This is a genomic window from Compostibacillus humi (genome assembly GCF_014637175.1).
Taxonomy (GTDB): domain Bacteria; phylum Bacillota; class Bacilli; order Bacillales; family Amphibacillaceae; genus Oceanobacillus; species Oceanobacillus humi.
On sequence record NZ_BMEV01000024.1, the window covers coordinates 1 to 24,325 of the forward strand.

Annotated in this window: 20 protein-coding genes and 1 other annotated feature; of the genes, 1 reads left to right on the forward strand and 19 read right to left on the reverse strand. The window is 41.7% G+C overall.

Going from position 1 to position 24,325, the window contains the following annotated elements:
• Window positions 1-192 precede the first annotated feature (192 nt).
• The 13 genes from thrS to citZ form a co-directional block, all read right to left on the reverse strand.
• Window positions 193-2,142, reverse strand: a complete 1,950-nt coding sequence (gene thrS, locus IEV18_RS07800) for a threonine--tRNA ligase (protein WP_188391831.1) — start codon at window positions 2,140-2,142, stop codon at window positions 193-195.
• 70 nt (window positions 2,143-2,212) lie between these two features.
• Window positions 2,213-2,432, reverse strand: a binding site (T-box leader).
• 65 nt (window positions 2,433-2,497) lie between these two features.
• The gene (ytxC, locus tag IEV18_RS07805) at window positions 2,498-3,361 is read right to left on the reverse strand and encodes a sporulation protein YtxC (RefSeq protein WP_188391832.1); all 864 of its coding nucleotides are present in this window, start codon (window positions 3,359-3,361) and stop codon (window positions 2,498-2,500) included.
• Between the two features lie 187 nt (window positions 3,362-3,548).
• Complete coding sequence (dnaI, locus tag IEV18_RS07810) at window positions 3,549-4,475, reverse strand: primosomal protein DnaI (RefSeq protein WP_188391833.1); 927 nt, start codon at window positions 4,473-4,475, stop codon at window positions 3,549-3,551.
• Window positions 4,476-4,480: 5 nt separating this feature from the next.
• Window positions 4,481-5,830 (reverse strand): replication initiation and membrane attachment family protein, encoded by a 1,350-nt coding sequence (locus IEV18_RS07815; protein WP_188391834.1) that lies wholly within the window; start codon window positions 5,828-5,830, stop codon window positions 4,481-4,483.
• 12 nt (window positions 5,831-5,842) lie between these two features.
• The gene (gene nrdR / locus IEV18_RS07820; RefSeq protein WP_188391835.1) at window positions 5,843-6,316 is read right to left on the reverse strand and encodes a transcriptional regulator NrdR; all 474 of its coding nucleotides are present in this window, start codon (window positions 6,314-6,316) and stop codon (window positions 5,843-5,845) included.
• 151 nt (window positions 6,317-6,467) lie between these two features.
• Entirely contained in the window at window positions 6,468-7,496 is a 1,029-nt protein-coding gene (locus IEV18_RS07825; RefSeq protein ID WP_188391836.1) for a glyceraldehyde-3-phosphate dehydrogenase, read from the reverse strand.
• A 210-nt stretch (window positions 7,497-7,706) separates the two neighbouring features.
• Complete coding sequence (gene coaE / locus IEV18_RS07830; protein ID WP_188391837.1) at window positions 7,707-8,306, reverse strand: dephospho-CoA kinase; 600 nt, start codon at window positions 8,304-8,306, stop codon at window positions 7,707-7,709.
• A gap of 14 nt (window positions 8,307-8,320) precedes the next feature.
• Complete coding sequence (gene mutM, locus IEV18_RS07835; RefSeq protein WP_188391838.1) at window positions 8,321-9,151, reverse strand: DNA-formamidopyrimidine glycosylase; 831 nt, start codon at window positions 9,149-9,151, stop codon at window positions 8,321-8,323.
• A 15-nt stretch (window positions 9,152-9,166) separates the two neighbouring features.
• Window positions 9,167-11,803, reverse strand: a complete 2,637-nt coding sequence (polA, locus tag IEV18_RS07840; protein WP_188391839.1) for a DNA polymerase I — start codon at window positions 11,801-11,803, stop codon at window positions 9,167-9,169.
• 295 nt (window positions 11,804-12,098) lie between these two features.
• On the reverse strand, window positions 12,099-13,466 hold the full coding sequence (pnpS, locus tag IEV18_RS07845) for a two-component system histidine kinase PnpS (protein ID WP_188391840.1): 1,368 nt from the start codon (window positions 13,464-13,466) through the stop codon (window positions 12,099-12,101).
• Window positions 13,463-14,161 carry a response regulator transcription factor gene (locus IEV18_RS07850; RefSeq protein ID WP_188391841.1) on the reverse strand — a complete coding sequence of 233 codons (699 nt, stop codon included), beginning with the start codon at window positions 14,159-14,161 and terminating at the stop codon, window positions 13,463-13,465. The genes pnpS and IEV18_RS07850 overlap by 4 nt, the downstream gene beginning before the upstream one ends.
• Before the next feature lie 143 nt (window positions 14,162-14,304).
• On the reverse strand, window positions 14,305-15,576 hold the full coding sequence (icd, locus tag IEV18_RS07855) for an NADP-dependent isocitrate dehydrogenase (protein ID WP_188391842.1): 1,272 nt from the start codon (window positions 15,574-15,576) through the stop codon (window positions 14,305-14,307).
• Between the two features lie 188 nt (window positions 15,577-15,764).
• Complete coding sequence (gene citZ, locus IEV18_RS07860; protein ID WP_188391843.1) at window positions 15,765-16,886, reverse strand: citrate synthase; 1,122 nt, start codon at window positions 16,884-16,886, stop codon at window positions 15,765-15,767.
• 299 nt (window positions 16,887-17,185) lie between these two features.
• Here citZ and ytvI point away from each other — a divergent pair, with 299 nt between their 5' ends.
• Window positions 17,186-18,292, forward strand: coding sequence for a sporulation integral membrane protein YtvI (gene ytvI, locus IEV18_RS07865; protein ID WP_188391844.1), 1,107 nt, complete (start codon window positions 17,186-17,188; stop codon window positions 18,290-18,292).
• Window positions 18,293-18,294: 2 nt separating this feature from the next.
• Here ytvI and IEV18_RS07870 read toward each other — a convergent pair whose 3' ends face one another.
• The 6 genes from IEV18_RS07870 to IEV18_RS07895 all read right to left on the reverse strand — a co-directional run bounded on the left by IEV18_RS07870 (window position 18,295) and on the right by IEV18_RS07895 (window position 24,322).
• Entirely contained in the window at window positions 18,295-18,684 is a 390-nt protein-coding gene (locus tag IEV18_RS07870) for an FxsA family protein (protein WP_188391845.1), read from the reverse strand.
• A gap of 104 nt (window positions 18,685-18,788) precedes the next feature.
• The gene (pyk, locus tag IEV18_RS07875) at window positions 18,789-20,549 is read right to left on the reverse strand and encodes a pyruvate kinase (protein WP_188391846.1); all 1,761 of its coding nucleotides are present in this window, start codon (window positions 20,547-20,549) and stop codon (window positions 18,789-18,791) included.
• 21 nt (window positions 20,550-20,570) lie between these two features.
• The gene (gene pfkA / locus IEV18_RS07880) at window positions 20,571-21,530 is read right to left on the reverse strand and encodes a 6-phosphofructokinase (RefSeq protein WP_188391847.1); all 960 of its coding nucleotides are present in this window, start codon (window positions 21,528-21,530) and stop codon (window positions 20,571-20,573) included.
• A gap of 302 nt (window positions 21,531-21,832) precedes the next feature.
• Window positions 21,833-22,792 (reverse strand): acetyl-CoA carboxylase carboxyl transferase subunit alpha, encoded by a 960-nt coding sequence (gene accA / locus IEV18_RS07885; protein WP_188391848.1) that lies wholly within the window; start codon window positions 22,790-22,792, stop codon window positions 21,833-21,835.
• Window positions 22,786-23,649 carry an acetyl-CoA carboxylase, carboxyltransferase subunit beta gene (gene accD, locus IEV18_RS07890; protein WP_188391849.1) on the reverse strand — a complete coding sequence of 288 codons (864 nt, stop codon included), beginning with the start codon at window positions 23,647-23,649 and terminating at the stop codon, window positions 22,786-22,788. The genes accA and accD overlap by 7 nt, the downstream gene beginning before the upstream one ends.
• A gap of 46 nt (window positions 23,650-23,695) precedes the next feature.
• Entirely contained in the window at window positions 23,696-24,322 is a 627-nt protein-coding gene (locus tag IEV18_RS07895; protein ID WP_229733592.1) for a FadR/GntR family transcriptional regulator, read from the reverse strand.
• Between the last annotated feature and the right edge of the window lie 3 nt (window positions 24,323-24,325).

Below are 24,325 nucleotides of genomic sequence, written 5' to 3' on the forward strand. Positions count from 1 at the left end.
GAGGCCTCTTTCTAAGTGTATTTGCCCTAGTAAGCATACATTTATGATAGAGTGCCTCTTCCTTTTTGGCTAGGATTTTGTAGAAATATCACCGAGAACTATTTTACACATACTTTTCCATACCAAATATCCGATGTCCGGACAAACAAGAAAAAGAAGGCCAAGCAATAATTCCTGGCCTTCTTGCTTAATTTATTTGCGCAGCATTTTCTCCCGAATTTCCTGAAGAATTTGTTGTTCAAAGTCTTCATAAGAAACGGTTTCCGTCTTCTGTTCCCCATAACGGCGTACATTGACCGCATTTTCCTGTATCTCTTTTTCGCCGACGACAAGGGCGAATGGAATTTTTTGCGTTTGCGCTTCCCGGATTTTATAGCCGATTTTTTCATCCCGTTCATCCACTTCCACACGAACGCCTTGATTTCTTAATTGGTCCGCTACTTTTCTTGCGTAGTCAAGGTGAGCATCTGGGGAAACAGGAATGACCCGTGCCTGTACCGGCGCCAGCCATGTCGGAAATGCCCCTTTATACTCTTCCAGCAGAAATGCAACAAAACGTTCCATCGTCGATACGACGCCGCGGTGGATGACGACTGGACGATGTTCTTTTCCGTCTTCGCCAATATATTTTAGATCGAACCGTTCCGGCAGAAGTACGTCGATTTGCACCGTGGATAATGTTTCGTCTTTACCTAGCGCCGTTTTCACCTGGACGTCCAGTTTCGGACCATAGAAAGCTGCTTCTCCTTCTGCTTCCACATAGTCTAACTGCATATCTTCCATCGTTTCTTTCAAGATGGACTGGGTTTTCTCCCACATTTCGTCGTTATCGATATATTTTTCCTTATCTTCCGGATCCCGATAAGACAGACGGAAATAATAATCTTCAATGCCGAAATCTTGATATACTTGCTTGATCAATTCGACAACCCGGATAAATTCTTCTTTCAGCTGATCAGGACGGGCAAAGATGTGGGCATCGTTTAATGTCATTCCTCGAACCCGCTGCAGCCCTGCCAACGCTCCGCTCATTTCATAACGGTGCATCGTTCCTAATTCGGCAATTCGGACCGGCAATTGGCGGTAGCTCCATAATTGGTTTTTGTAAACCATCATATGATGCGGGCAATTCATCGGGCGCAAGACTAAATCTTCGTTATCCATCGCCATCGGCGGGAACATATCGTCCTGGTAATGGTCCCAATGTCCGCTCGTCTTATAGAGCTCGACACTTCCCAATACCGGGGTGTACACATGCTGATACCCTAATCGTTCTTCCAAATCAACAATATATCGTTCGATGATCCGGCGAATTGTCGCCCCTTTTGGCAGCCATAGCGGCAAGCCTTGTCCGACTTTTTGTGAAATCGTAAAAATATCCAGTTCTTTACCTAATTTACGGTGATCCCGTTCTTTCCGCTCTTCTAAAATACGCAAATGTTCTTCCAGTTGGCTTTGCTTTTCAAAAGCTGTTCCGTAAATACGCTGCAATTGTTTGTTTTTGCTGTCTCCCCGCCAGTAAGCACCGGAAATGCTCAGCAGCTTAAATGCTTTAATTTTGCTTGTCGACGGAACGTGAACTCCGCGGCAAAGATCAAAATATTCCCCTTGTTCATAAATCGTAATTTCTTCTCCTTCGGGAATATCATCGATGAGCTCCAGCTTCAAATCATCGCCAATTTCCCGGAAGCGGCGTTTCGCTTCTTCCCGGCTTACTTCGACCCGTTTAATTTCCAGATTTTCGTCAATGATTTTTTTCATTTCTTTTTCGATTTTCGGAAAATCGTCCGGCGTTAATTTATGCTCCATATCAATGTCGTAGTAAAATCCTTCGTCGATGACTGGTCCGACGCCAAATTTTGCATCTTTATACAGCCGCTTGATTGCCTGAGCCATCAAGTGCGCAGCTGAATGGCGCATAATGTCGATCGCTTCCTGCTGTTTATACGTTAAAATTTCTATCGCTCCGTCCTGCTCTAATGGTCTGCGCAAATCAAACGGTTTTCCGTCTAATTTGATGGCCAATGCCTGCTTTTTCAGCCCCGGAGAAATCGATGCAGCGATTTCTTCTCCTGTCGTTCCTTTTGGAAATGCTTTTTCCGCTCCATCCGGAAAAGTAATGGTAATGTTTTCTACAGCCATGTTGAAATCTCCTTTCGCAATTTTTAGGATAAAAGCAATGCAAAAAGCGCCCATCCCTCTGCAGCAGCTGCAAAGGGACGAGCGCTCATAAAGCGACCGTGGTTCCACCCTCATTCCCGAAAAATTCGGCTCGATTCTTTAACGCAGAATTACGCTGCCGCCTACTATCATTTCAGCAGCAGAGTTCAAAGGTGGTAATTATTTGGGTGTATTGAGGAAGCTTTCAGCCGGCGACTTCCCTCTCTTTACAACACAGCACCAAATAATCATGTCCTTCTCATCACTTTTATCCTACATTTTATGAACGATAATAATATAATTCGTATTATAGCGATACCTTTCCGGAAAAGCAAGCCTATTTCGATTCGTTCTTTAAATAATGGGAAAAAGGAAAATGCTTGATGGATTCAAACTGGGCTTTTTCTTGGAAAACGTTGATGACTGTCAGCGTCTTTGGGTCAGACGGGTCCTCTCCGTAAATCTTCACATTTTTTGGCACCATGGCAATTAGCGGGCCCAAATTTAACTCATCCTCATCCAGGCCAACGATGTATAGCGGCTCCTTTTTCATGAGCCTTCGCAATTCGATATTCGTTAATCTTTTTCCGTTATCTTTGAAAAAGGAAAAGGTTTCTCCCTGTAAAATATGGATAATAGGCAGGCCGGGCCTCTTTTTGGCAATATATTCCCGGAGCGAATTGACGAATTCCTGATGTTCTTCTTCCCGCTTAAATTCATCGATGGCAAGTCCGACTAAATGGATGAGATGGTCCCGAAACACTTTGAGGCCAAATTTAACGATGGAATCATAATGAACCGGATGGGTTTGTTTTATATTGGCGATAAATAAGGAATGGAGCAGCTGTTTTGGATCGTCTGATTTTTTCTTCCTCACCGATAAACTGTCTTCATCCTCTCCGGCAAAAATCCAGATGGCAATATCGTGGATGCGCTCAATTTCTTCCGCATTGGAAAAATAATAATATTTTTCAATGATATGATTTATCGTACTCCCTAAACGGTGGGCAATATACACTTCGGCCATTGCCCAGGCAACATTTGAAATCAGTTCATTGTAAGGCAAATTCTCCTCAACTTGAATATGATTCCCCCATTCTTCATGGATTTTCCAATGCAATTCCATTTGTTTATTCCGGCGAAATAAATGTTCGCAAAAAAGCAGCACTTCTTTGTCTGATTCAAAATATGCATCAAGCAATAACCATCACCCTCACCACAACCAAACTGTTACATTATATGGACAAAGGGGAGGAAAAATGATTAATTCCCAAAATCTAGCACGAGGATATTTGCATGCTAGGACAAGGTGATGCGGGTGCCAAGCAAAAAAGAGCTGCTTGAATCGCAGCTCTTGTAAATTCCATTATTGCTAGATTAAATCATCTTTACTTCCGTTTATTGTCAGTATAAATGGAAATTTCCTTGCTCACTTGACGGATTCTTTCGGTAATGCGGCGTGCCTTCACCGTTTCGATACCGTCCTTCGTTTGGGCAAGCATTTCTTCCAATTGATCCACACTGTAATTGGAGGTGAAAAATACCGGCAGCTGCTCCATCATTCGATATTGGAGCACTGATCCTAACACTTCATCCCGAAACCATGCCGACTGCATTTCCGCTCCAATATCATCGAGCATTAAAACATCCGCTTTTTTAAAGGTCTCGATTTTTTCGTTCGTCGTGTCATCCCGGAAGGAAGATTTAATTTCCCGGACAAATTCCGGCATATAAATAATCAGCGAGGAAACATTTATTTTTTTTAGCTCATTAGCTAAAACACCTAATAAATAGGTTTTCCCCACGCCGAAAGGACCGTATAAATACAATCCTTTCGACGGCAATTCTTTCGAGGCTTCTTTAAGAAATTTAATAATTTCCATTACCGCTTTGTTGCGATTCGGATCTTCATACAAATCTTTCATCGATGCAGACAAAATTTCTTTTGGCACGTGAAGGCTTTGCACTAATTTTTGCTGTTCCTGTTCCTTTTCGTATACGAGACGCCGGTGGCATTTTTCATACGTAAGATGGATTTCTCCGTGGACCACGCTTAAATTAGGTGTGTAGCCTTGGAGCAAGTTTTGGCAAGCAGCAAAGGAAGTGCAGTTACTGCACTGTTTCGACTGGGTTTTATATTCATACAGCTTCGTTAATCCTTTTTGAATTTCTCTTTCCGATAATTCGGGATGCTGATCTAAAAACGAAACGATTTCCGGATCACTTAATAATTCATTTTTAATTTTTTGGTAATGTTCTTTAAAGTTTTTATTCTCTCGCATCCATTTGCTTAATGCCGATTGTATTGGTTCCATATTAATCATCCTTGATAGTGATTATTTTTTCTATTCCGCTGGCTTAGGATTGCCTCCAGCTCCCGAATTTCCTTATCCAAATCAATGACTGGCTGGTCTGTTTTCGCAGCCTCGCTCGTTTTTTGTTTGCTTTCTTTAAACCAGTCCGGAATGACTTCCCTTTTCTGGTTCCGTGGGGAAATCGGCCGCGATTTTGCTTTCTTTACGTATTTTTCTCTTTCCTTCTTGGCAAACTCCATCGCTTCTCTTGCCGTCTTTAATTTTGCCCGCGACCAATGGCTGGCAATTTTTTCTACGTAAGCTTTTGATAGTTTCATATTTGATTGCAGCAAAACATAATGGATAAGCACGTTCATGACGGGTGCAGACAAACCTTGGGAAGTCATTACGTCCCGGATTAATTTCAGATCCTGTTCAGATGCCTCATGTCCACTGGACAGATCCTCCAGCAGCTCTTTCGGCGACATCGTCTCTAACTGGCGGATCAATTTCTCCTCTTTCGTCTGCGGCTCGTTTAATTCTTCCCCAGCCGGCTGGACAGGTGTCTTTTTTTCCGTCAGTTTCACTGACTGGGAATGGTTTTTCGTTTTAAATATGTCGTGACAAGCAGCTTTAAATTCTTCCGCATTGAGTTCATTTGTTTCCGTCAGCGCCCATAGTAACGCCTTTTCCACTTCATACGTATCCAAACCGTACAATAATTGCATTTGGGATAACAGTCTTCGGTTTTCCGGTGTCAGCACTTTTCTTACGGGAATCATCCGCTGCTTCAATGTATGCTCCAGCCAGGAAAAATCCGTATTTCCTTCAATTGCCTTTGGCTCCGGTTCCATTTGTTCAACCACTTCCAGCTCAGGGGTAAACGTCTCAAACACATCATGAAAAGATGCGGTAACCTCTTCCCCGGGCTGTTCATCTTTTTCTGCAAAAAAGTGCTGCTTTAATTGATGAAACTTTTGGTCGCCAATTTGATGAAACAACAATTGGGAGAGCATCGCATCTTGAAAAAACCCCCGCGGCGAAAATGGACTTTGCAGTTCGTAAGTAAAAATCGTTGTGCCATCTTTTTCTTTCTTAAATGCAGACAATAGTCCGATTGCTTCCAATTTTCGCCTTGCTTTATAAATTTCGTCCAACGGCAAATTTAAATAGCTCATTAACGTATGGTGGGTTTTCGGGGAATGATCCGTTTCCAGTTCCAGTTCATGCAAAAGCGTTTGATATAGCATGACGGGAATGGTCCCGATGAGCGGCTGGTACAAATGAGTGAGTGATATGGCATAATGATAATTCAATGAACCTCTAAAACGAACAACATACCCGTCCACAGGCAATATTTGGCCAATAAATCGCAAGTCAACTCACCCTTATTCTTGTACTTGATTTTTGTCTGTTTTGATTAATTCTTTTAATTCGTTCAGAAAAACACTGACATCTTTAAATTGCCGATATACGGATGCAAACCGTACGTATGCAACTTCATCTACATCCACCAGCAGATCCATTACCTTTTCGCCAATGTCATTGCTCCGCACTTCGGACTTCCCGGAGTTCCGCAATTCTTTTTCTACATTGAGGGCAATCTCTTCAATTTTTTCCAGCGGTACGGGCCGTTTCTCACAAGCTTTAATTAAGCCGCGGACAAGTTTTTCCCGTGAAAATTCCTGTCTGGTACCATCCTTCTTGATCACCATTAGCGGTGACTGTTCCATTCTTTCAAAGGTAGTAAAACGATAGCCGCAACGTTCACATTCCCGCCTCCGTCTGATTGATTTTCCTTCTTCTGTCGGACGCGAATCAAATACTTTTGTATTTTTATAATGACAGTTGGGACATTTCATATGTTCAACCCCATTCTCAAAGAAATATCCGTCGGAAGCGCACAAATAATATCTTATATTGTACCATGTTTCGACCAATTCCTCTATAATGATTAAAAATGACTTCCAAAAAAAGCCTAACTGAAAATTATTTTTCAGTTAGGCGAATAGTTTAAGAGATTTCCACTTTTTCTTTTAAACTGCTCCCGACAAGCTTCGTTAAATCAAGAACTCTTCTGGAATAACCCCATTCATTGTCATACCAAGCTAATACTTTAATTTTATTTCCGTCCATGACCATTGTGGATAAACCATCAATAATTGCTGAATATTCCGTTGTTGTATAGTCAATGGACACAAGCGGTTCTTCACTATAATGTATGATTCCGTTTAAATCGTGGTTTGCTGCTCTTTGGAATGCTTCGTTTACTTCCTCGGCAGTCACTTCTTTCGCAACATCGACGACAAGATCAACTAATGATACGTTAGGAGTAGGAACGCGCAATGCCATTCCGTGGAGTTTTCCTTTCAAATGCGGCAATACTTCTCCTAATGCCTTCGCTGCTCCCGTTGTCGTCGGAATAATCGATTGGGTGCATCCTCTCGCACGGCGTAAATCTTTATGCGGATTATCCAAGTTTTTCTGGTCGTTTGTAAAGGCATGAACGGTTGTCATTAATCCGTTAATAACTTTAAAGTTTTGATCCAGCACTTTTACAACTGGTGCAAGGCAGTTTGTTGTACAGGATGCATTGGAAATAACGTCGTCGGAATCCGGGTTATACGTTTCATCATTTACGCCGATGACAATCGTGTTATCCACTTCTTTGCCAGGTGCAGTAATGACTACTTTTTTTGCCCCTGCCTTTAAATGCAAGCCTGCAGTTTCCTTCGTTTTGAATTTTCCAGTTGCTTCAATAACAACATCAATTTCCAGTTCTCTCCATGGCAATTGTTCTGGATTACGGGAATTTACGATTTGGACAATTTTGCCACCAACTTGTACAGCGTTTTCCAAAGGATTTACTTCCCCTTGGAAAATACCGTGAACACTGTCGTATTTTATTAAATGAGCAAGGGTTTCAGAAGGATAGCGGGCGTTAATTGCCACAACGTCAAACGCGTCATTCACTATTGCCTGACGGAAGACCATTCTTCCGATTCTTCCAAACCCATTAATTGCAATTCGTGTTTTCCCCATTGAACATGTTCCTCCCATTTATGCTATACTCTATAATCCTTAATCTAATAATTAGTATAACACAATTGGTTTTAAATGTGATATACTTTTTTGAAAAAAATCGGATATCCCGTCGTAGGTTTGTCACAATTATTGCTTCGTCATTCTATAGAAAAAATTTATCGGATCCTTCCAAAAAAAATAGCTTGAGCAATCCGCTCAAGCTATCCATTATATAACTTGCCACCTTCTTAAAATCTGTTCCAGCTGCTGAAACGAGGCAAACTTTGTACCGTTATTGTCTATCACCGCATCGGCCATGTTTGCTTTTTCTTTTACCGGAATTTGTGCGTTTATGCGGTTTTTAGCCTCTTCCTCTGTAAATCCGTCCCTTTCCATAAGCCGCTTTAGCTGAACATCTTCATCAACGTAAACGACTAACGTTTTATCTACATAATGAGTCAATTTGCTTTCAAAGAGGAGGGGAATATCAAGAACGACTGCGGGTACCCCTTGTTCAATATACGCATCCCTTTGTTGGATCATCCTTTCCCGTACTGCCGGGTGAACAATATTATTTAATTGCTGCAATTTTTCTTTATCCTGAAAAACGATGGAACCTAATTTTTTCCGGTCCAACGTCTTATCGTCCCGCAAAATATCCTCGCCAAAGGTGTTTATAATGTCAAAATAAGCCTTTTCACCAGGTTCTACGACTTCCCGGGCCAGCTTATCCGCATCGATGACGGGGATTTGAAAATCATCAAACATTAATGATACCGTGCTTTTGCCGCTGGCGATACTGCCGGTTAAACCGATTACTAATGTCAATTTGTTTCCCTCCTCTATTGCTTTTGGCATTCGGGACAAATATGGGTCCCCCTGCCGGCTACTTTTAATTTGCGAATTTCACTGCCGCACTCAAGGCAAGGTTCCCCGGCCCTTCCGTAAACGGACAATTCCTGCTGGAACATCCCCATTTCTCCTTGGCTGTTTACGTAGGAACGAATCGTCGTTCCTCCAAGTTGTACCGCTTCCTCCAGCGTCAAAATAGCAGATTGCCGGATTCGTTCCGCTTCTTCCTTCGTCAGCATGCTTGCCGTTTTTTCCGGATTCACCCTGGCTTTAAATAAAGTTTCATCAACATAAATATTGCCCAGGCCGGTCACTACTTGCTGGTCAAGAAGAACTGCTTTAATCGGCCGGTGGGTTTTTTGTAATTTTTCATAGAAATACTCTGCAGTAAAAGCTTCATCAAACGGTTCCGGACCTAATTTATTTAATGGGGCACGCTCCTCGTACTGAATGCTCTTTGGATATAGGTGCATCGTGCCAAATTTTCTGACGTCCAAATAGCGCAATTCTTCCCCGTCCGTAAAAGAAAAAATTACATGGGTATGTTTGTCCAATTCCGTCTCTTTTTTTACGACAAAATATTTCCCTTCCATCCGTAAATGGGAAATTAACACGTAGTCATCCAGGTGAAATTGAATGAATTTTCCCCTTCTCCCTAGAGAATGAATCGTTTGGCCAATTAAGTTCAGTTTAAATTCTTCCGTATCTTCCGGAAATTTAATGATGTTTGGCCAGCGTACAGTTACGTCTTCAATCCTTTTTCCGATAACTAACGTGGATAATGTTTTCCGTATCGTTTCCACTTCTGGCAATTCTGGCATTACACTGTTTCTCCCCTATTTTGCATCGAACCAGCTGTCTCCATAGGCATAATCTACTTTTAGCGGCACCTCCAGCTGAACCGTATTTTCCATCACTGCTGGTACGATTTCTTTTAATTTGTCTAATTCTTCTTTCGGAGCTTCGAGGATCAGTTCATCATGAACTTGCAATAACATTCGCGCTTGGAGGTTTTCCTCTTTCAGTTTTCCGTCCAAATCGATCATTGCCTTTTTAATAATGTCAGCGGCACTTCCTTGAATCGGCGAATTCATCGCTGTTCTTTCCGCAAAACTGCGAACATTAAAGTTTCTGCTCGTAATATCCGGCAAATACCTTCTCCGGTTCATAATCGTCGAAACATAGCCGTTCAGTTTTGCTTCCCGGACGATTTCCTCCATATATTCTTTCACGCCGGTATAAATTTCAAAGTATTTATCGATAAATTGTTTTGCTTCTTTCCGGGTAATTCCTAAGTTTTGCGACAATCCGTAATCGCTGATGCCGTACACGATGCCAAAGTTGACCGCCTTAGCCTGCCGGCGCATGTTCGGCGTTACTTCATCTTCAGACACGTGAAAAACATCCATCGCCGTTTTCGTATGAATATCCATATTGTTTTTGAAAGCTTCGATGAGTTTTTCGTCGCCAGATATATGGGCTAATACCCGCAGCTCAATTTGTGAATAATCGGCAGCGAAAATAAACCAATTTTCTTCCGAAGGGACAAAGGCACGGCGGATTTTTCTTCCTTCTTCCAGACGGATCGGAATGTTTTGCAAGTTCGGATCAACTGAGCTTAACCGCCCTGTCTGGGTCAATGCCTGATTAAACCGGGTATGTACCTTGTTCGTATCTTGATGAATCACTTTAAGCAGCCCTTCGATATACGTGGATTGCAGTTTTTGCAATTGGCGGTACAACAATAATTTCGGAATAATATCATGTTCATTTTTCAGCTGCTCGAGGACATCTGCCGCAGTGGAATAGCCTGTTTTCGTCTTTTTAATAACCGGAAGTCCCAGTTTTTCAAATAAAATCGGACCTAGTTGTTTTGGCGAATTAATATTAAATTCCTGCCCTGCCAAGTTGTAAATATCTTGCTCCAGCTGGCCGATTCGGGCCCGCAAGTCTTCGCCCATTTCCTTCAGGCGGTTTTTATCGACGAGCACACCTTGATGTTCCATTTTCCCTAAAATCAGCGCCAGCGGCATTTCCAGTTCTTTAAACAATTCATATTGCTCATTTTCCTTCAGCCGTTCTGTCATTTCATCCCGCAATTCGTACAGAGCTTTTGCTTTTCGGACAATATGTTCTGCCAATACGTCCTTTTCAGGAACGGACCGTTTTGCCCCTTTTCCGTACACTTCTTCATCGAATAGGACAACATTTTTTTCCATCCGGTTGCTGATGGCAGGAATATCGTGATTATTATCCGACGGGTTTAACAGGTAGGAAGCGAGCAATAAATCAAAGGTTATCCCTTTCATCGCTACCCCTTCACGGAGCAAAGAAACGACGGATTGCTTTGCATCGAATACGTATTTTTTCATCGCCGGATCCTCGGCCCATTGCTGAAAAAGAGAAGATGAAAGAGCCGTTTCCGGTTCCAGATAATAGGCGCCTTTGTCATTTACGAGACCGATGCCGAGAATCTTCTCCTGATGATAATTTTCGCCGAATATTTCAATAACGATGGCATCTTCACCGGTAAACATTTCTTCCGTCACTTCAGCAGCAACCGTAAAATTGATCTCTTCCAGTTCATCCTTTCCTTCGCTGTCATCCTTTTGTCCGGAAATTCTGTCCAACAGGGACTGGAAGCCCAGCTCCTTAAATATTTGCAATACCTTTCTTTCTTCATAGCCGTTATATAGTACATCGTTTACCGTTATTTCAATTGGTGAATTCCGGTTGATTGTTGCCAGTTCCCGGCTCATAAAGGCATCATCTTTATGATTGGTCAAATTTTCCTTTAACTTTTTGCCGCTTACATCGTCCAGGTTTTCAAATAATTGTTCCAGGCTGCCAAATTGTTTTAACAATTTTGCTGCCGTTTTTTGCCCGACTCCCGGTACGCCGGGAATATTATCTGAACTGTCACCCATAAGGGCTTTTAAATCGATAATCTGCTCTGGGCGGACTCCCATTTTTTCCTCGACAAAAGAAGGAGTATAAGCATCCACATCGCTTATTCCTTTTTTCGTCACATGAACCGTTACTTTATCAGATACAAGCTGGAGCATGTCCTTATCTCCAGAGACTACGACCACATCCAGTCCTTGCTCTTTCGCCTGTTCGGAGAGGGTACCGATTATATCGTCCGCTTCATACTGGTCTAATTCATAATGCTTAATTTGAAAGGCGTTGAGCAGCTCTTTTACAACCGGAAACTGTTCCGACAATTCCGGGGGGGTTTTCTGCCTTCCACCTTTATACTCTTTATACGTTTCGTGCCGGAACGTCGTTTTCCCCGCATCAAAGGCAACTAACAAATGAGACGGCTTTTCTTCCTCCAAAATTTTTAATAACATCGTAGTAAAGCCATACACCGCATTTGTATAGACCCCTTTGTCGTTATTCAGCAATGGCAGGGCAAAGAAAGCACGATACAATATACTATTTCCATCGATTAATACGAATTTATCCGACATTCTAAAAATATCCTCCACTTCTATTAGCACTTAATTTTATTGTAAACATTTCGGTAAGGAAAATAAAGGGAAGCGGCGTTACAAGTAATACGGTCATTGAAAACCGGCAGTGCCTGAATTCTAGAGAAAAGCATATACTAGGTTGCATGGCAAAATTGGGGAAGTATCGTTGAGAGAAGCCTTGTCTCGGTCGATTGCAGCGAAATTCGCACGAAAATCAGCCGTGAGAAGCTCTGTCTCGGTCGATTGCACAACAAAATGCAAAAAATCAGCCGAAAGTCTCCCGGCTGATTTGTTATTTCGGCAAATAAACATGAACGGTTGTGCCTTTGCCGACTTCGCTTTCGATATCGATATTGCCTTTATGTACTTCGACAATATGCTTTACAATTGCCAGTCCTAAACCCGTACCTCCTGTATTTCTGCTCCTTGCCCGGTCTACCCGGTAGAAGCGTTCAAAAATTCGAGGCAATTCTTTTTCGGTAATGCCGATACCTGTATCTGATACCTTTAAATGCACATATTTACTCGTCGAAAAAACTTCTACGTCAATTTTCCCGCCATCTGGCGTATAATGGATAGCATTATCAATTAAATTAATAAAAATTTGTTTGATCCTTTCCTGATCTGCTTTAAAATTCAAATCTTCTTCTGCCTGAACGGTTAACGCCAGACCTTTTTTCTCTGCCCTTATTTTAAGCGGCGGGATTACTTCTTGTAACAAGTCTGATAATGTTATTTTGTTAAGAACGAGCTGGAAGTTTTCATCTTCCAGCTTGGATAATGTTAAGAGGTCTTCGATTAATAGCTGCATCCGCTTGCTTTCCTTATGGATGATGGACAAAAACTCCTTTGCTGCATCCGGATCCTCTATCCCGCCATCTAACAATGTTTCCGCAAAACCGGTTATCGAAGTAATCGGCGTCCTAAGTTCATGGGAAACATTGGCTACAAAATCTTTGCGCATGACCTCTAAACGTTTTAATTCCGTAATATCGTACGTAGCCAATACTGCTCCTTTTACCCGGTTTTTCTTGTTGAAAATAGGGGTGCCGACAACTTCATAGTACCGTTTATGAATCCCGCTGTAATAAAGGAATTCGTCCTTTATGTTTTTTTCATATAAAAAAACTTGCTGGACAATCCGATGGAATTTTTCTTCTCTTAATACATTGTGGTATATTTGGCCCTTGTATTCTTTTTCCCTTCCGCCAAACATATCCAAAAATTGCTGGTTCACGAGATGAATATAGCCTTTTTCGTCAATTAATATCAAACCGCTGCTGGAATTGTTAATCAATGTAAATAACTGCTCGGAATGCATTTTTTCTTGAATAGAAAGCTCACTCAAATGCCGGGCAAGGGAATTGATTTTATACATGAGCTGTTCAATGATTTCATTATTTGTAGAAAAATGCATTCTCGCCCGGTAGTTGCCCTGCTCCATTTTCGTAATTGTCGTTGTCGCCTTTTTTAACGGCAATAGATACAAAGCATAAAAAGACCGCAAAAATAGAAGAAAGGCAACAAAATACGTCAGTAATATGATAATGAGGATTACTTTATTTTCGATAAACGGAAAAACTCCGACTCCTGTAAAAACAACAATCCCTAAAGCAATAAGAACATATTTTAATAATGGAGCCTGAAATAATTCTTTCATCGGGCTGGTTCCTCCAATTTATATCCAAGTCCTCTTACCGTTTTAATGTAGGAAAATTTTTTGTCCTTTGGTTCAATTTTTTCTCGCAAATGGCTAATATGGACGTCTACAATTCTAGTATCACCGACGAAATCATAATCCCATACGGCACTGAGCAACTGATCCCTGGAAATTACTTTCCCTTTATTTTCTGCGAGGTAATATAAAAGTTCAAATTCTTTTCTCGTAAAGGTAATCACTTTCCCCTTCATCGTCGCCTCGTAACGTTCGGGATAAATCGTCAGATCGCCAACTTTAATTGTGCGGAAGGAGCCTTCTGAATTTGCCGATTTCGTTCTGCGCAAAATCGCTTTAATTCGGGCTACAACTTCTTTTGGGCTGAAAGGTTTTGTCATATAATCGTCGGCGCCTAATTCAAGCCCTAATATTTTGTCCAGTTCATCATCTTTCGCTGTCAGCATTAAAATCGGGGTTTCTATTTTTTGATTGCGCAATTGTTTACATATTTCTAAGCCGTCCATTCCTGGCAGCATTAAATCTAATATAATTAAATCATATTCATTATTTTCGCATTTTTCCAGCGCTTCTATTCCGTCATAAGCTGCCTCGGTCGTAAAACCTGCCCGTTCCACATTGTATTGAAGCAGCGTAACAATTGATTCTTCATCGTCCACTATTAAGATTTTCTGACTCATGCAGGTACCTCCATCATAAATTATGCTATACTTTCATCTTATCATTGTTTACAAATAGAACAATAAATAAATAGAATGTAAAAAAAAATTTACAAAAAAAAGCCTCTATTTACCAATGCCGGTAAATAGAGGCTTCGTCATGCTTAATTCATATTTTTAATCAGTTCATCCGCAAACTCGGAGCATTTCACTTCTTTAGCATCATCCATGAGACGAGCAAAGTCATACGTTACAACTTTCGAAGCGATTGTCTTATCCATGGAATCGGTAATAAGCTGAGCTGCTTCTTTCCATCCTAAGTGTTCAAGCATTAAGACGGCAGATAGGATAACCGAAGATGGGTTTACCTTGTCTAGGCCAGCATATTTCGGAGCAGTTCCATGGGTTGCTTCAAAAATAGCGTGTCCCGTATCGTAGTTAATGTTTGCTCCTGGTGCAATACCAATTCCGCCAACTTGGGCAGCCAACGCATCAGAAATATAGTCTCCGTTTAAGTTCATTGTTGCAACGACATCGAACTCTTTCGGACGAGTCAAAATTTGCTGCAAGAAAATATCGGCAATTGCATCTTTAATAAGAATCTTGCCTTCAGCCAATGCTTCATCTTGCGCTTTATTTGCCGCATCTTTGCCCTCTTTTTCGGCAATGCGGTCATACTCTGCCCAAGTAAATACTTTATCGCCGAATTCTTCTTCTGCCACTTCATAGCCCCAGATCTTGAAGGCACCTTCTGTGAACTTCATAATATTTCCTTTATGTACTAAAGTCACACTCTTTCGTCCTTCGTCGATCGCATATTGAATAGCAGCACGGACAAGACGTTTCGTACCTTCTTCAGAAACCGGTTTAATTCCGATTCCGGAAGTTTCAGGGAAGCGAATTTTGTGTACTCCCATTTCTTCTTCCAAGAATTTAATTACTTTTTTCACTTCTTCGGAACCTTTTTGCCATTCGATTCCAGCATAAATATCTTCCGTGTTTTCCCGGAAAATTACCATATCCACATGCTCAGGGTGTTTTACTGGTGAAGGAACACCATCGAAATAGCGGACTGGACGCAAGCATGTAAATAAGTCCAATTCCTGTCTAAGTGCCACGTTTAAGGAACGGATTCCTCCGCCAATCGGTGTCGTTAAAGGACCTTTAATGGCGATTTTATATTCTCTAATTTTATCTAACGTATCTTGCGGAAGCCATTCGCCAGTTTTATTGTATGCCTTCTCCCCAGCATACACTTCCAGCCATTCGATTTTTTTCTTTCCGTCGTAAGCTTTTTCAACAGCAGCTTCCACAACTCTGCTGGCAGCTCTCCAAATATCCGGACCTGTTCCATCCCCTTCGATAAATGGAATGATCGGCCGGTCCGGCACATGCATTTTTCCATTTTCTACGATGATTTTTTCTCCTTGTACCATGTACAAATACCTCCCTTGTTTATATGACAGGAATAGCAAACAGAAAAACTATGAAACTATTCCTTAACCATGTATATTATAGCATTCCTTTTTCAGAAATAAAGCTAACCTTGCCGAATAATAGCGACATATAGGGGTTGAGTCTATCTTGTCTGCGTTATGTTCCTATATGTCGCTGCTCTTTTTTATCAATCACGATTTGCAATCGGCACGAATTCCCGTTTGCCAGGACCGACATACTCTGCCCGCGGGCGGATGAGTCGGTTATCTGCATATTGTTCCAAAATATGTGCTAACCATCCGGACGTACGGCTAACAGCAAATATCGGCGTAAATAAATCGTGCTCAATACCTAAGCAATGGTATACCGACGCACTATAAAAGTCTACGTTTGCCGGCAAGCCTTTCTTTTCTTTAATATATTCTTCTATTTTCACAGACATATTATACCATTTCTCTTGGCCGGTTAATTTCGTTAACTGTCTGGACATTTCTTTTAAATGTTTTGCTCTAGGGTCACCTTTGCGATATACCCGGTGTCCCATTCCCATTATTTTTTCTTTATTCGCAAGTTTCTTCTCTACGTACGGAATCGCATTTTCCTCTTCACCAATTTCAAGCAGCATTTTCATCACGTTTTCATTTGCTCCGCCGTGAAGAGGACCTTTTAAAGCCCCTATTGCAGCAGTGATTCCGGAATATACATCAGAAAGTGTTGCGACACAGACTCTTGCGGTAAAGGTGGATGCATTCAGTTCATGGTCTGCATGCAATACAAGCGCCTTGTCAATTGCTTCTACTTCAATCTCATTCGGTTCTTTACCGTTTAACATATAGAGGAAATTTTCCGCGTAGCTTAAGTCTTTTCGAGGGGAAACCGGTTCTAACCCTTTTCTGATTCTTGCAAATGCGGCAACAATCGTACCGATCTTTGCCTGCAAACGAATCGCTTTCCGTTTATTTGCTTCCGGGTCCATCACATCGGCTTCATCGTCATATACTGCAAGCATGGAAACGGCAGTACGCAAGGCAGCCATAGGATGAACTTTCGTAACGTCATAAGATTTCAAATGATCGATAATCCCTTGTGGAACTTCCATATTTTCCGCAAGTTCCTTTTTAAATCCGTCCAACTCAGCTTGATTCGGAAGTTTTTTATGCCACAACAGATAAACAACCTCTTCAAAACTAGCATTCTCTGTCAAGTCATCAATTGTGTAACCAACATACGTTAATTGGTCATCAATAATCGAACTGATGGAAGACTGAGAAGCAACTACCCCTTCTAGCCCTTTTGTAGTTGTAGTCATAAGAAACCCTCTCCTTTTCCTATAATTAGTTCACATGAACCTTATACAATATTTATATTTTGCAAGTTTAGAAGATTCTATTTATATAATTTGCAATATATAAATATTGTCTACCCCACACTAATTATAAAGTATAATGGGTGGAATGTGAATTGAAACCGTTTAATTTTTTAAAATTTCAACAAAAAACGTAAATTAAATAGATATTTTTCCTTCCATTGACGAAGTTGTACATTCTAAATTCTCCCGGCAAATCATATGTAACATAGTACAAGCATTCTTTTTGGAGGCATTGTGCGATGTACAAACGTCATTTCATGCAGCTCTTTCGGCTGGGCACCGTTGTTATCGCTGGGTTTGCAATCTACTGGTTCATCCGCATTACGATTCCATATATCTATCCGTTTCTCGCTGCCCTTTTTTTCGCTGTCCTGCTTTTGCCTATTGTGGACTTTTTAGAAAAAAAGTGGAAATTCCCAAGGATTTTTGCTGTCTGTTTAACCTTTTTCCATTTGATTTCACTGGCAATCGGAGGATTTATTTTTATCATCGTTGAAATTTATCATGGTACCGTATATTTGGCAGATAAAATTCCTGGCTATTTCCAAAATTTGATTACGCTAATGGAAGAGATTTTTCAAAGCCGCATTATTCCTGCCTACGAAAAGGGGTTAAAACTTTTTTTGACATTGGATAGTGATCAGCAAACGGCCATTCGGAATCAGCTTACCCGGATTACGGAATCAATTTCACAAACTGGTGCCGACATGCTGGAAAGCTTCCTCTCTTATCTGCCTGAACTTGTTTCTTTTATACCAAATTCATTTACAATTACTATATTTATATTTCTAGCTACTTTTATTATTCTGTTAGACTGGCACCGGCTCCAGGCAAATATTAAACCATTCGTTCCGGACCGCTTTCTTCAATCTGTTCATGAAAGCTGGTCCCATTTAAAAACAGCCGTGTTGCACTATGCAAAAGCCCAATTGATTCTCGTCATCATTACCGGGTTGCTTACCTATTTCGGCTTAGTGATTATCGGAGTCCGACATGCTTTTACGATTTCGTTATTCGCCATGGCAATCGACCTGATTCCGCTTATCGGAACGGGCTTCATCTTTATTCCATGGATATTATATTTGTTTTTTTCTGGAAATTACGGTTTTACGATTGCATTAATTATTTTGTATATGATACTCGTTATCGTTCGCCAAGTGCTAGAGCCAAAAATTATTTCTGCCAACTTGGGGATGCACCCTCTTCTTGCATTAGCGGGGTACTTTATTGGCATTCAATTATGGGGGGTGATGGGTGTATTGCTTGCTCCAGTCCTTTTATTACTACTCCTCGTCTTCTATCAAGCAGGGGTGCTTCGGTGGGTTTGGAATTATATAAAAGGTTGACTTTACCATCTTCGAAAGATAATCGTTCCCCGCTCCAGAGAACGCTTTAACCAAATGTATAACCCTTGGCGAATAAACCTCCTTGTCAGAGGAATGACAAATATGAGACCAATCGTATCCGTAATAAACCCGGGAGAAAGCAGGAATATTCCTCCAATAAAAATACAGACTCCGTCGATAATTTGTTTCGTCGGAACTTGTCCTTGACTTAATTGCCATTGTACGTCTCTCCATGTTTGCAATCCTTGCCATCTCGCAATGGATATACCGATAATCCCGGTCAGGAGAATTAACAAAATTACATACCACGGACCGATTTTTCCGCCAATCCAGATAAACATTCCAATTTCCAGTGCCGGCAAAACTAGAACGAGCAAAAATAGCCACCGCATAGATAAACCCCTTTTCTAATCATACCATTTTTATAAAAGGAAAGAAAAGTAAATTAATAAGAAAACTCGCCAAATTGTGGCGAGTTTCTTTCATAGAACATGAACTAGAGGACCTTTGCATGTCCTTTATATATATCTCCCTTTGTCCCGTCAATTGTAATATCCATTCCGTCATGAAGAATGTTAAATACATCGTCAACCCCTACAATTACTGGAATGCCGAGGTTTAAACCGACAACGGCAGCGTGGGAAGTAAGTCCGCCTTCCTGCGTAATAATTCCTGCAGCTTTTTCTAAAGCTGGCATCATATCCCGATCCGTGCCATAGGCGACGACAATATCTCCGTCTTCCACTTTCTCCAATGCCTCTTTGGCATTACGGACAAAAACAGCCCGGCCGTAAGCGCTCAATTTGCCGATTCCTTGTCCTTTGGCGATGACATCGCCGATGATGTGCACTTTTAGAAGGTTTGTCGTTCCGCTCTCGCCAACCGGTACGCCTGCGGTTATAATAACCCTGCTTCCCGGTTTGCAGATACCAGATTCCAAACCGCGTTCAATCGCGATATCGAGCATTTCATCCGTCGAATCCACCTTTTTGCCCATGACAGCATGTACTCCCCATACTAAGGAAAGCTGGCGATTGACATGTTCGGAAAAGGTAACAGCAAGGATAGCTGCTCTTGGACGGTATTTGGAAATCATCCGGGCGGTATGGCCGCTTTCCGTCGGTGTAATAATCGTATCAATGTTTAAATTCATTGCCGTATGGGTTACCGACTGGCTAATCGCTTCGGTAATTGTCATTTCTACATTTTTCGAACGGTCAGTTAAAATCGTTTTATGGTCTAAAGCAGATTCGGCTTTTACCGCAATATTATGCATTGTTTGCACCGATTCTACCGGATATTGTCCCGCAGCGGTTTCCCCGGATAGCATAATCGCATCCGTCCCATCAAAGATTGCATTGGCTACGTCCGAAGCTTCCGCTCTTGTCGGACGCGGGTTTCTCTGCATCGAATCTAACATTTGGGTTGCTGTAATAACCGGTTTTCCTGCATTATTACATTTCTTGATCAATTCTTTTTGTACCAATGGCACATCTTCAGCAGGAATTTCAACACCAAGGTCCCCTCTGGCAACCATTAGCCCGTCGCTTACTTCCAGGATGCTGTCTATATTGTCTACTCCTTCCTGGTTCTCGATTTTTGGAATGATTTTAATATGGGTAGCATCGTGCTGTTCCAGTACTTCTCTTATTTCAAGCACATCGGAAGCCCGGCGGACAAAGGAAGCAGCGATAAAATCGATGTCCTGTTCGATACCGAATGTAATATCAGCTCTGTCCTTTTCCGTAATGCCAGGTAAATTGACTGAGACATTCGGCACATTTACGCCTTTTTTATTTTTAATCGTGCCGCTGTTTAAAGCAATTGTTTTAATTTCCATGTTTTCCTTATCAATGTCCTGCACTTCTAATTCAATCAAACCGTCATCAAGCAGAATTTTAGATCCTTTCTGCACATCGTGAATTAATCCGTCATATGTAACAGAAAAGCGTTCCGCCGTCCCTTCCACTTCCTTCATGGAAATATAAACGGTACTTCCTTCGACAATCTCGTCTTGTCCATTTTTAAAATTACCCGTACGGATTTCTGGACCCTTCGTATCCAGCAATATTGCTACTGTTTTCCCTTTATTTTTTGCTGCCTGCCGAATATTTTTAATCCGCTGCCCGTGTTCTTCATAATCCCCATGGGAAAAATTAAGCCGTGCCACGTTCATCCCGGCATCAATCAGCTGCTCCAGTTTTTCAATCGATTCGGAAGCAGGCCCTATCGTACATACAATTTTTGTGTTTCGCATTCATGCTCCTCCTTTATCCTGCTAGATGGACAATTCTTTCGATAAATCGTACATCCCTAAATCTATCTCATGCTGCTTTTCTAAAACTTCATGGATATCGTAATCAACCAGTTGATTATTTTCGATGCCAACCATTCTTCCGCCGTGGCCTTCTATTAACAGTTCAACCGCTCTGGCACCTAGTCTGCTTGCTAACACCCGATCTTGGGCTGTCGGTGAACCGCCTCGCTGAATGTATCCGAGAACGGTCACCCTCGTTTCCAGCCCGGATGTTTCCGTAATCCGTTCGGCAAAATCAAAACCGCTGCCAACCCCTTCGGCAAGCACAATAATACTATGCTTTTTGCCCCGGTCCCGGCCGCGTTTTAGCCGTTCAATTATATCGTCAAAATCTTCTTCTTTTTCCGGAATAATAATAGTTTCCGCACCGCCTGCCAATCCTGCCCAGAGAGCCAAGTCACCGGCATCCCTGCCCATTACTTCCAAAATATATGTACGCTCATGAGAGGTGGCCGTATCCCTCACCCGGTCGATCGCTTCGATGACCGTATTTAATGCTGTATCAAATCCGATGGTGAAATCCGTCCCAGCAATGTCGTTATCAATTGTTCCGGGAACGCCAATACAAGGAAATCCTTTTTCCGTCAGTTTTTGGGCTCCCCGAAAACTGCCGTCCCCTCCGATTACGACTAATCCTTCTATTTGATGTTTTTTCATTTGCTCAATGGCCTTTTGCTGCCCCTCGTCCGTTTTAAATTCTTCACTTCTGGCAGAAAATAACATAGTACCGCCACGGTGGATAATATCACCTACGGAACCAATGGTTAGCAGTTCCATATTTCCTTCCATTAAACCTTCGTAGCCATACTTAATACCTACAACTTCTATATCATGAAAAATCGCTTTCCGAACGACGGCCCGAATGGCTGCATTCATTCCTGGGGCATCACCGCCGCTTGTCAGTACTCCAATTCTTTTCAAATCCGTTTCACCTCTCTGTAGTAGACCTTATCCTTATTCTGTACTAACGATTCTACACTATTTATTGCTTCATTAAAAAGATATAGGAAAAACGTTGAAATGGCAATTTTTGAGCACATTTTCACAAAAAATATTTATGAAAACGATTTACTGTTATAAACATAAGGAAAAGAGGGTGTCCGAAAAGTAAAAATTTCCAAAGAGGCGATAAACAAGAATATTGATATATCAAGATTTTGAAACATGAAAAGAGGGCTTCCAGAAGTCGAAATACGACTTTCTGGACAGCCCCTTCCCCCTTTTTAAACAATTTCGTATTGCCCAATCTTTTTATATTTTTCCCATCTTTTTTCTAATAATTCTTCGGTACTATATTTGCTTAATTGCGTAAAGGACTGTTCTAACACAGCATCGATGTAAGCAGCCTGCTGCTCCGGATCCCGATGGGCGCCCCCTTTTGGCTCCGGAATTACCTGGTCAATTACCTTCAATTTTTTCAAATCATAAGCGGTAATTTTCAGCGATTCGGCGGCTTTTTGCGCAAGATTGGCATCTCTCCACAAAATAGAAGCAGCGCCTTCCGGAGAAATAACCGAGTAGGTAGAGTTTTCGAGCATATGAATATGGTCGCCGACACCAATGGCCAATGCACCGCCACTTCCTCCTTCGCCAATGACGATACAGACAATCGGCACCTTTAGTCCTGCCATTTCCATCAGATTTTTTGCAATGGCTTCGCTTTGACCCCGTTCTTCTGCTGCTTTCCCCGGATATGCTCCCTTTGTATCAATAAAGCAAATAATCGGGCGGTTAAATTTCTCCGCCTGTTTCATATGTCTGAGCGCTTTCCGGTATCCTTCGGGATGAGGCATGCCAAAATTTCTGCGGATATTTTCTTTCGTATCCCGTCCCCGCTGATGTCCTATAACTGTAACCGGCTTTCCTTTATAATAGGCAATGCCGGCAACGATAGCCGCATCGTCACCAAAGTACCGGTCCCCGTGAAATTCGATAAAATCCGTAAATAAATATTCGATATAGTCTAAGGTGGTCGGCCGTTCTGCATGCCGAGCCATCTGAACCCGGTCCCACGGTTTTAAATTGGAATATATGTCATTCTCCAGTTGCTGCAGTCGATTCTCCAACGTTTGAATTTCCTCGCTTAGATCTATTTCGCTATCTTTGGAAAGGGATTTTAATTCATTAATTTTTTCCTTTAAATGGACAATCGGTTTTTCGAACTCTAGTGCTTGCCTTACCATGTTCCTCCTCCCTTCTCGTGCATTTCCAAGAGTTTGGAGAGCGTTTCTTTCATTTCAGAACGGTGAATAATTTTATCGAGCTGTCCGTGCTCCAGCAAAAATTCAGCGGTCTGGAAATCGTCCGGGAGTTTCTCACGAATTGTTTGTTCGATAATTCTCCTCCCAGCAAAACCGATTAACGCACCTGGCTCGGCAAAATTATAATCTCCGATGGAGGCAAAGCTGGCAGAAACACCGCCTGTTGTCGGGTGGGTCATAACGGAAATCATCAGACCGCCCTCTTCACTAAAACGCTTTATTGCTGCAGATGTCTTTGCCATCTGCATTAAGCTTAGCACACCTTCCTGCATCCGTGCCCCGCCAGAGGCAGTAAAAATAATAAAAGGAAGGGACTGCTCCCTCGCATTTTCAACTGCCCGAGCAATTTTTTCTCCTACAACCGACCCCATGCTTCCCATCCGGAAGGTGGAATCCATGACACTAAAGGCGGTTTTATGCCCTTTTATTGTTCCGTATCCGGTAACAACGCCTTCATTCAGTCCGGTTTTATCCCGATCTTTAGCGATTTTTTCCTCATATCCTGGGAAATTTAACGGATTTCCTGAAGTCAGATTATGATCCCACTCGTGAAAGCTGTCTTCGTCAAAAAGACTGTTGATTCGTTCCCATGCGGTCATCGGCAGGTGATATCCGCAATTCGGACATACATAAAGAGATTTTTTCATTTCTTTCCGGTAAAAGATTTTCCGGCAGCCTGGACATTTTTGCATTAACCCTTCCGGCACATCCTGTTTCCCGTTCTCGCTTGGTATCGTTGCATATTTTTTTCTTTTAGAAAAAATATCTTTCAACTGCATGGGATTATTCCTCCTTTTCTGTGCCTGACAAAAGTTTTCCGATTCACTACTTTGTCATTTCGTACCGTGTAAACAGTGATTCAATGGAATTAACGGTCTTTTCTCTATAATATTGCAGAAGTTTTCCATAAAACTCTTTCGTATAATTTTGCTTTTCAAAAGGAGAGGAGTATTCCTCCATCAATTGCCATATCCTTAACATCAGTAAATTTTCCGTCTTTGCAAAAAGGAAGGAAAAAAAGGATAAATGACATTCATACGGCCTCTCTTCCCATCGGTCCATTTTATCTTTCAATACAGAAATATCCTTTTCAGACAGATGGGAACAGGCCTGTTTCGCTGCTTCCTTTTCTAATATCCGTTTCGTTTCCAGCAAATTACGGCGGATACGAGGATCGCTTAATACAAAAGAAGCCAATATATCTAAAGTTTGAAAAGATTCGTAATTGGCAATGAAAGTGCCTTCTCCTGTCCTTGTTTCGATTATTCCTAAAAGCTCTAACGCCCGCAGCGCTTCCCGGACAGAAGATCTTCCCGCTTGTAATTTTTCGGAAAGTTCCCTTTCAGAAGGCAATTTATCTCCAGGTCCTAACCTGTTTTTTTCGATATATAAACGAATTTGCTGCAAAACCCCTTGGTACACTTTCGGTTTTGTCGTTACGATCAACGTCAAGGG

What these genes read in the sequence shown, in the direction of transcription:
- thrS (WP_188391831.1), bottom strand. Translation starts at nt 2,142, where the DNA reads ATGGCTGTAGAAAACATTACCATTACTTTTCCGGATGGAGCGGAAAAA.
- dnaI (WP_188391833.1), bottom strand. Translation starts at nt 4,475, where the DNA reads ATGGAACCAATACAATCGGCATTAAGCAAATGGATGCGAGAGAATAAA.
- nrdR (WP_188391835.1), bottom strand. Translation starts at nt 6,316, where the DNA reads ATGAAATGTCCCAACTGTCATTATAAAAATACAAAAGTATTTGATTCG.
- IEV18_RS07825 (WP_188391836.1), bottom strand. Translation starts at nt 7,496, where the DNA reads ATGGGGAAAACACGAATTGCAATTAATGGGTTTGGAAGAATCGGAAGA.
- mutM (WP_188391838.1), bottom strand. Translation starts at nt 9,151, where the DNA reads ATGCCAGAATTGCCAGAAGTGGAAACGATACGGAAAACATTATCCACG.
- polA (WP_188391839.1), bottom strand. Translation starts at nt 11,803, where the DNA reads ATGTCGGATAAATTCGTATTAATCGATGGAAATAGTATATTGTATCGT.
- pnpS (WP_188391840.1), bottom strand. Translation starts at nt 13,466, where the DNA reads ATGAAAGAATTATTTCAGGCTCCATTATTAAAATATGTTCTTATTGCT.
- IEV18_RS07850 (WP_188391841.1), bottom strand. Translation starts at nt 14,161, where the DNA reads ATGAGTCAGAAAATCTTAATAGTGGACGATGAAGAATCAATTGTTACG.
- icd (WP_188391842.1), bottom strand. Translation starts at nt 15,576, where the DNA reads ATGGTACAAGGAGAAAAAATCATCGTAGAAAATGGAAAAATGCATGTG.
- citZ (WP_188391843.1), bottom strand. Translation starts at nt 16,886, where the DNA reads ATGACTACAACTACAAAAGGGCTAGAAGGGGTAGTTGCTTCTCAGTCT.
- ytvI (WP_188391844.1), top strand. Translation starts at nt 17,186, where the DNA reads ATGTACAAACGTCATTTCATGCAGCTCTTTCGGCTGGGCACCGTTGTT.
- IEV18_RS07870 (WP_188391845.1), bottom strand. Translation starts at nt 18,684, where the DNA reads ATGCGGTGGCTATTTTTGCTCGTTCTAGTTTTGCCGGCACTGGAAATT.
- pyk (WP_188391846.1), bottom strand. Translation starts at nt 20,549, where the DNA reads ATGCGAAACACAAAAATTGTATGTACGATAGGGCCTGCTTCCGAATCG.
- accA (WP_188391848.1), bottom strand. Translation starts at nt 22,792, where the DNA reads ATGGTAAGGCAAGCACTAGAGTTCGAAAAACCGATTGTCCATTTAAAG.
- accD (WP_188391849.1), bottom strand. Translation starts at nt 23,649, where the DNA reads ATGCAGTTGAAAGATATTTTTTCTAAAAGAAAAAAATATGCAACGATA.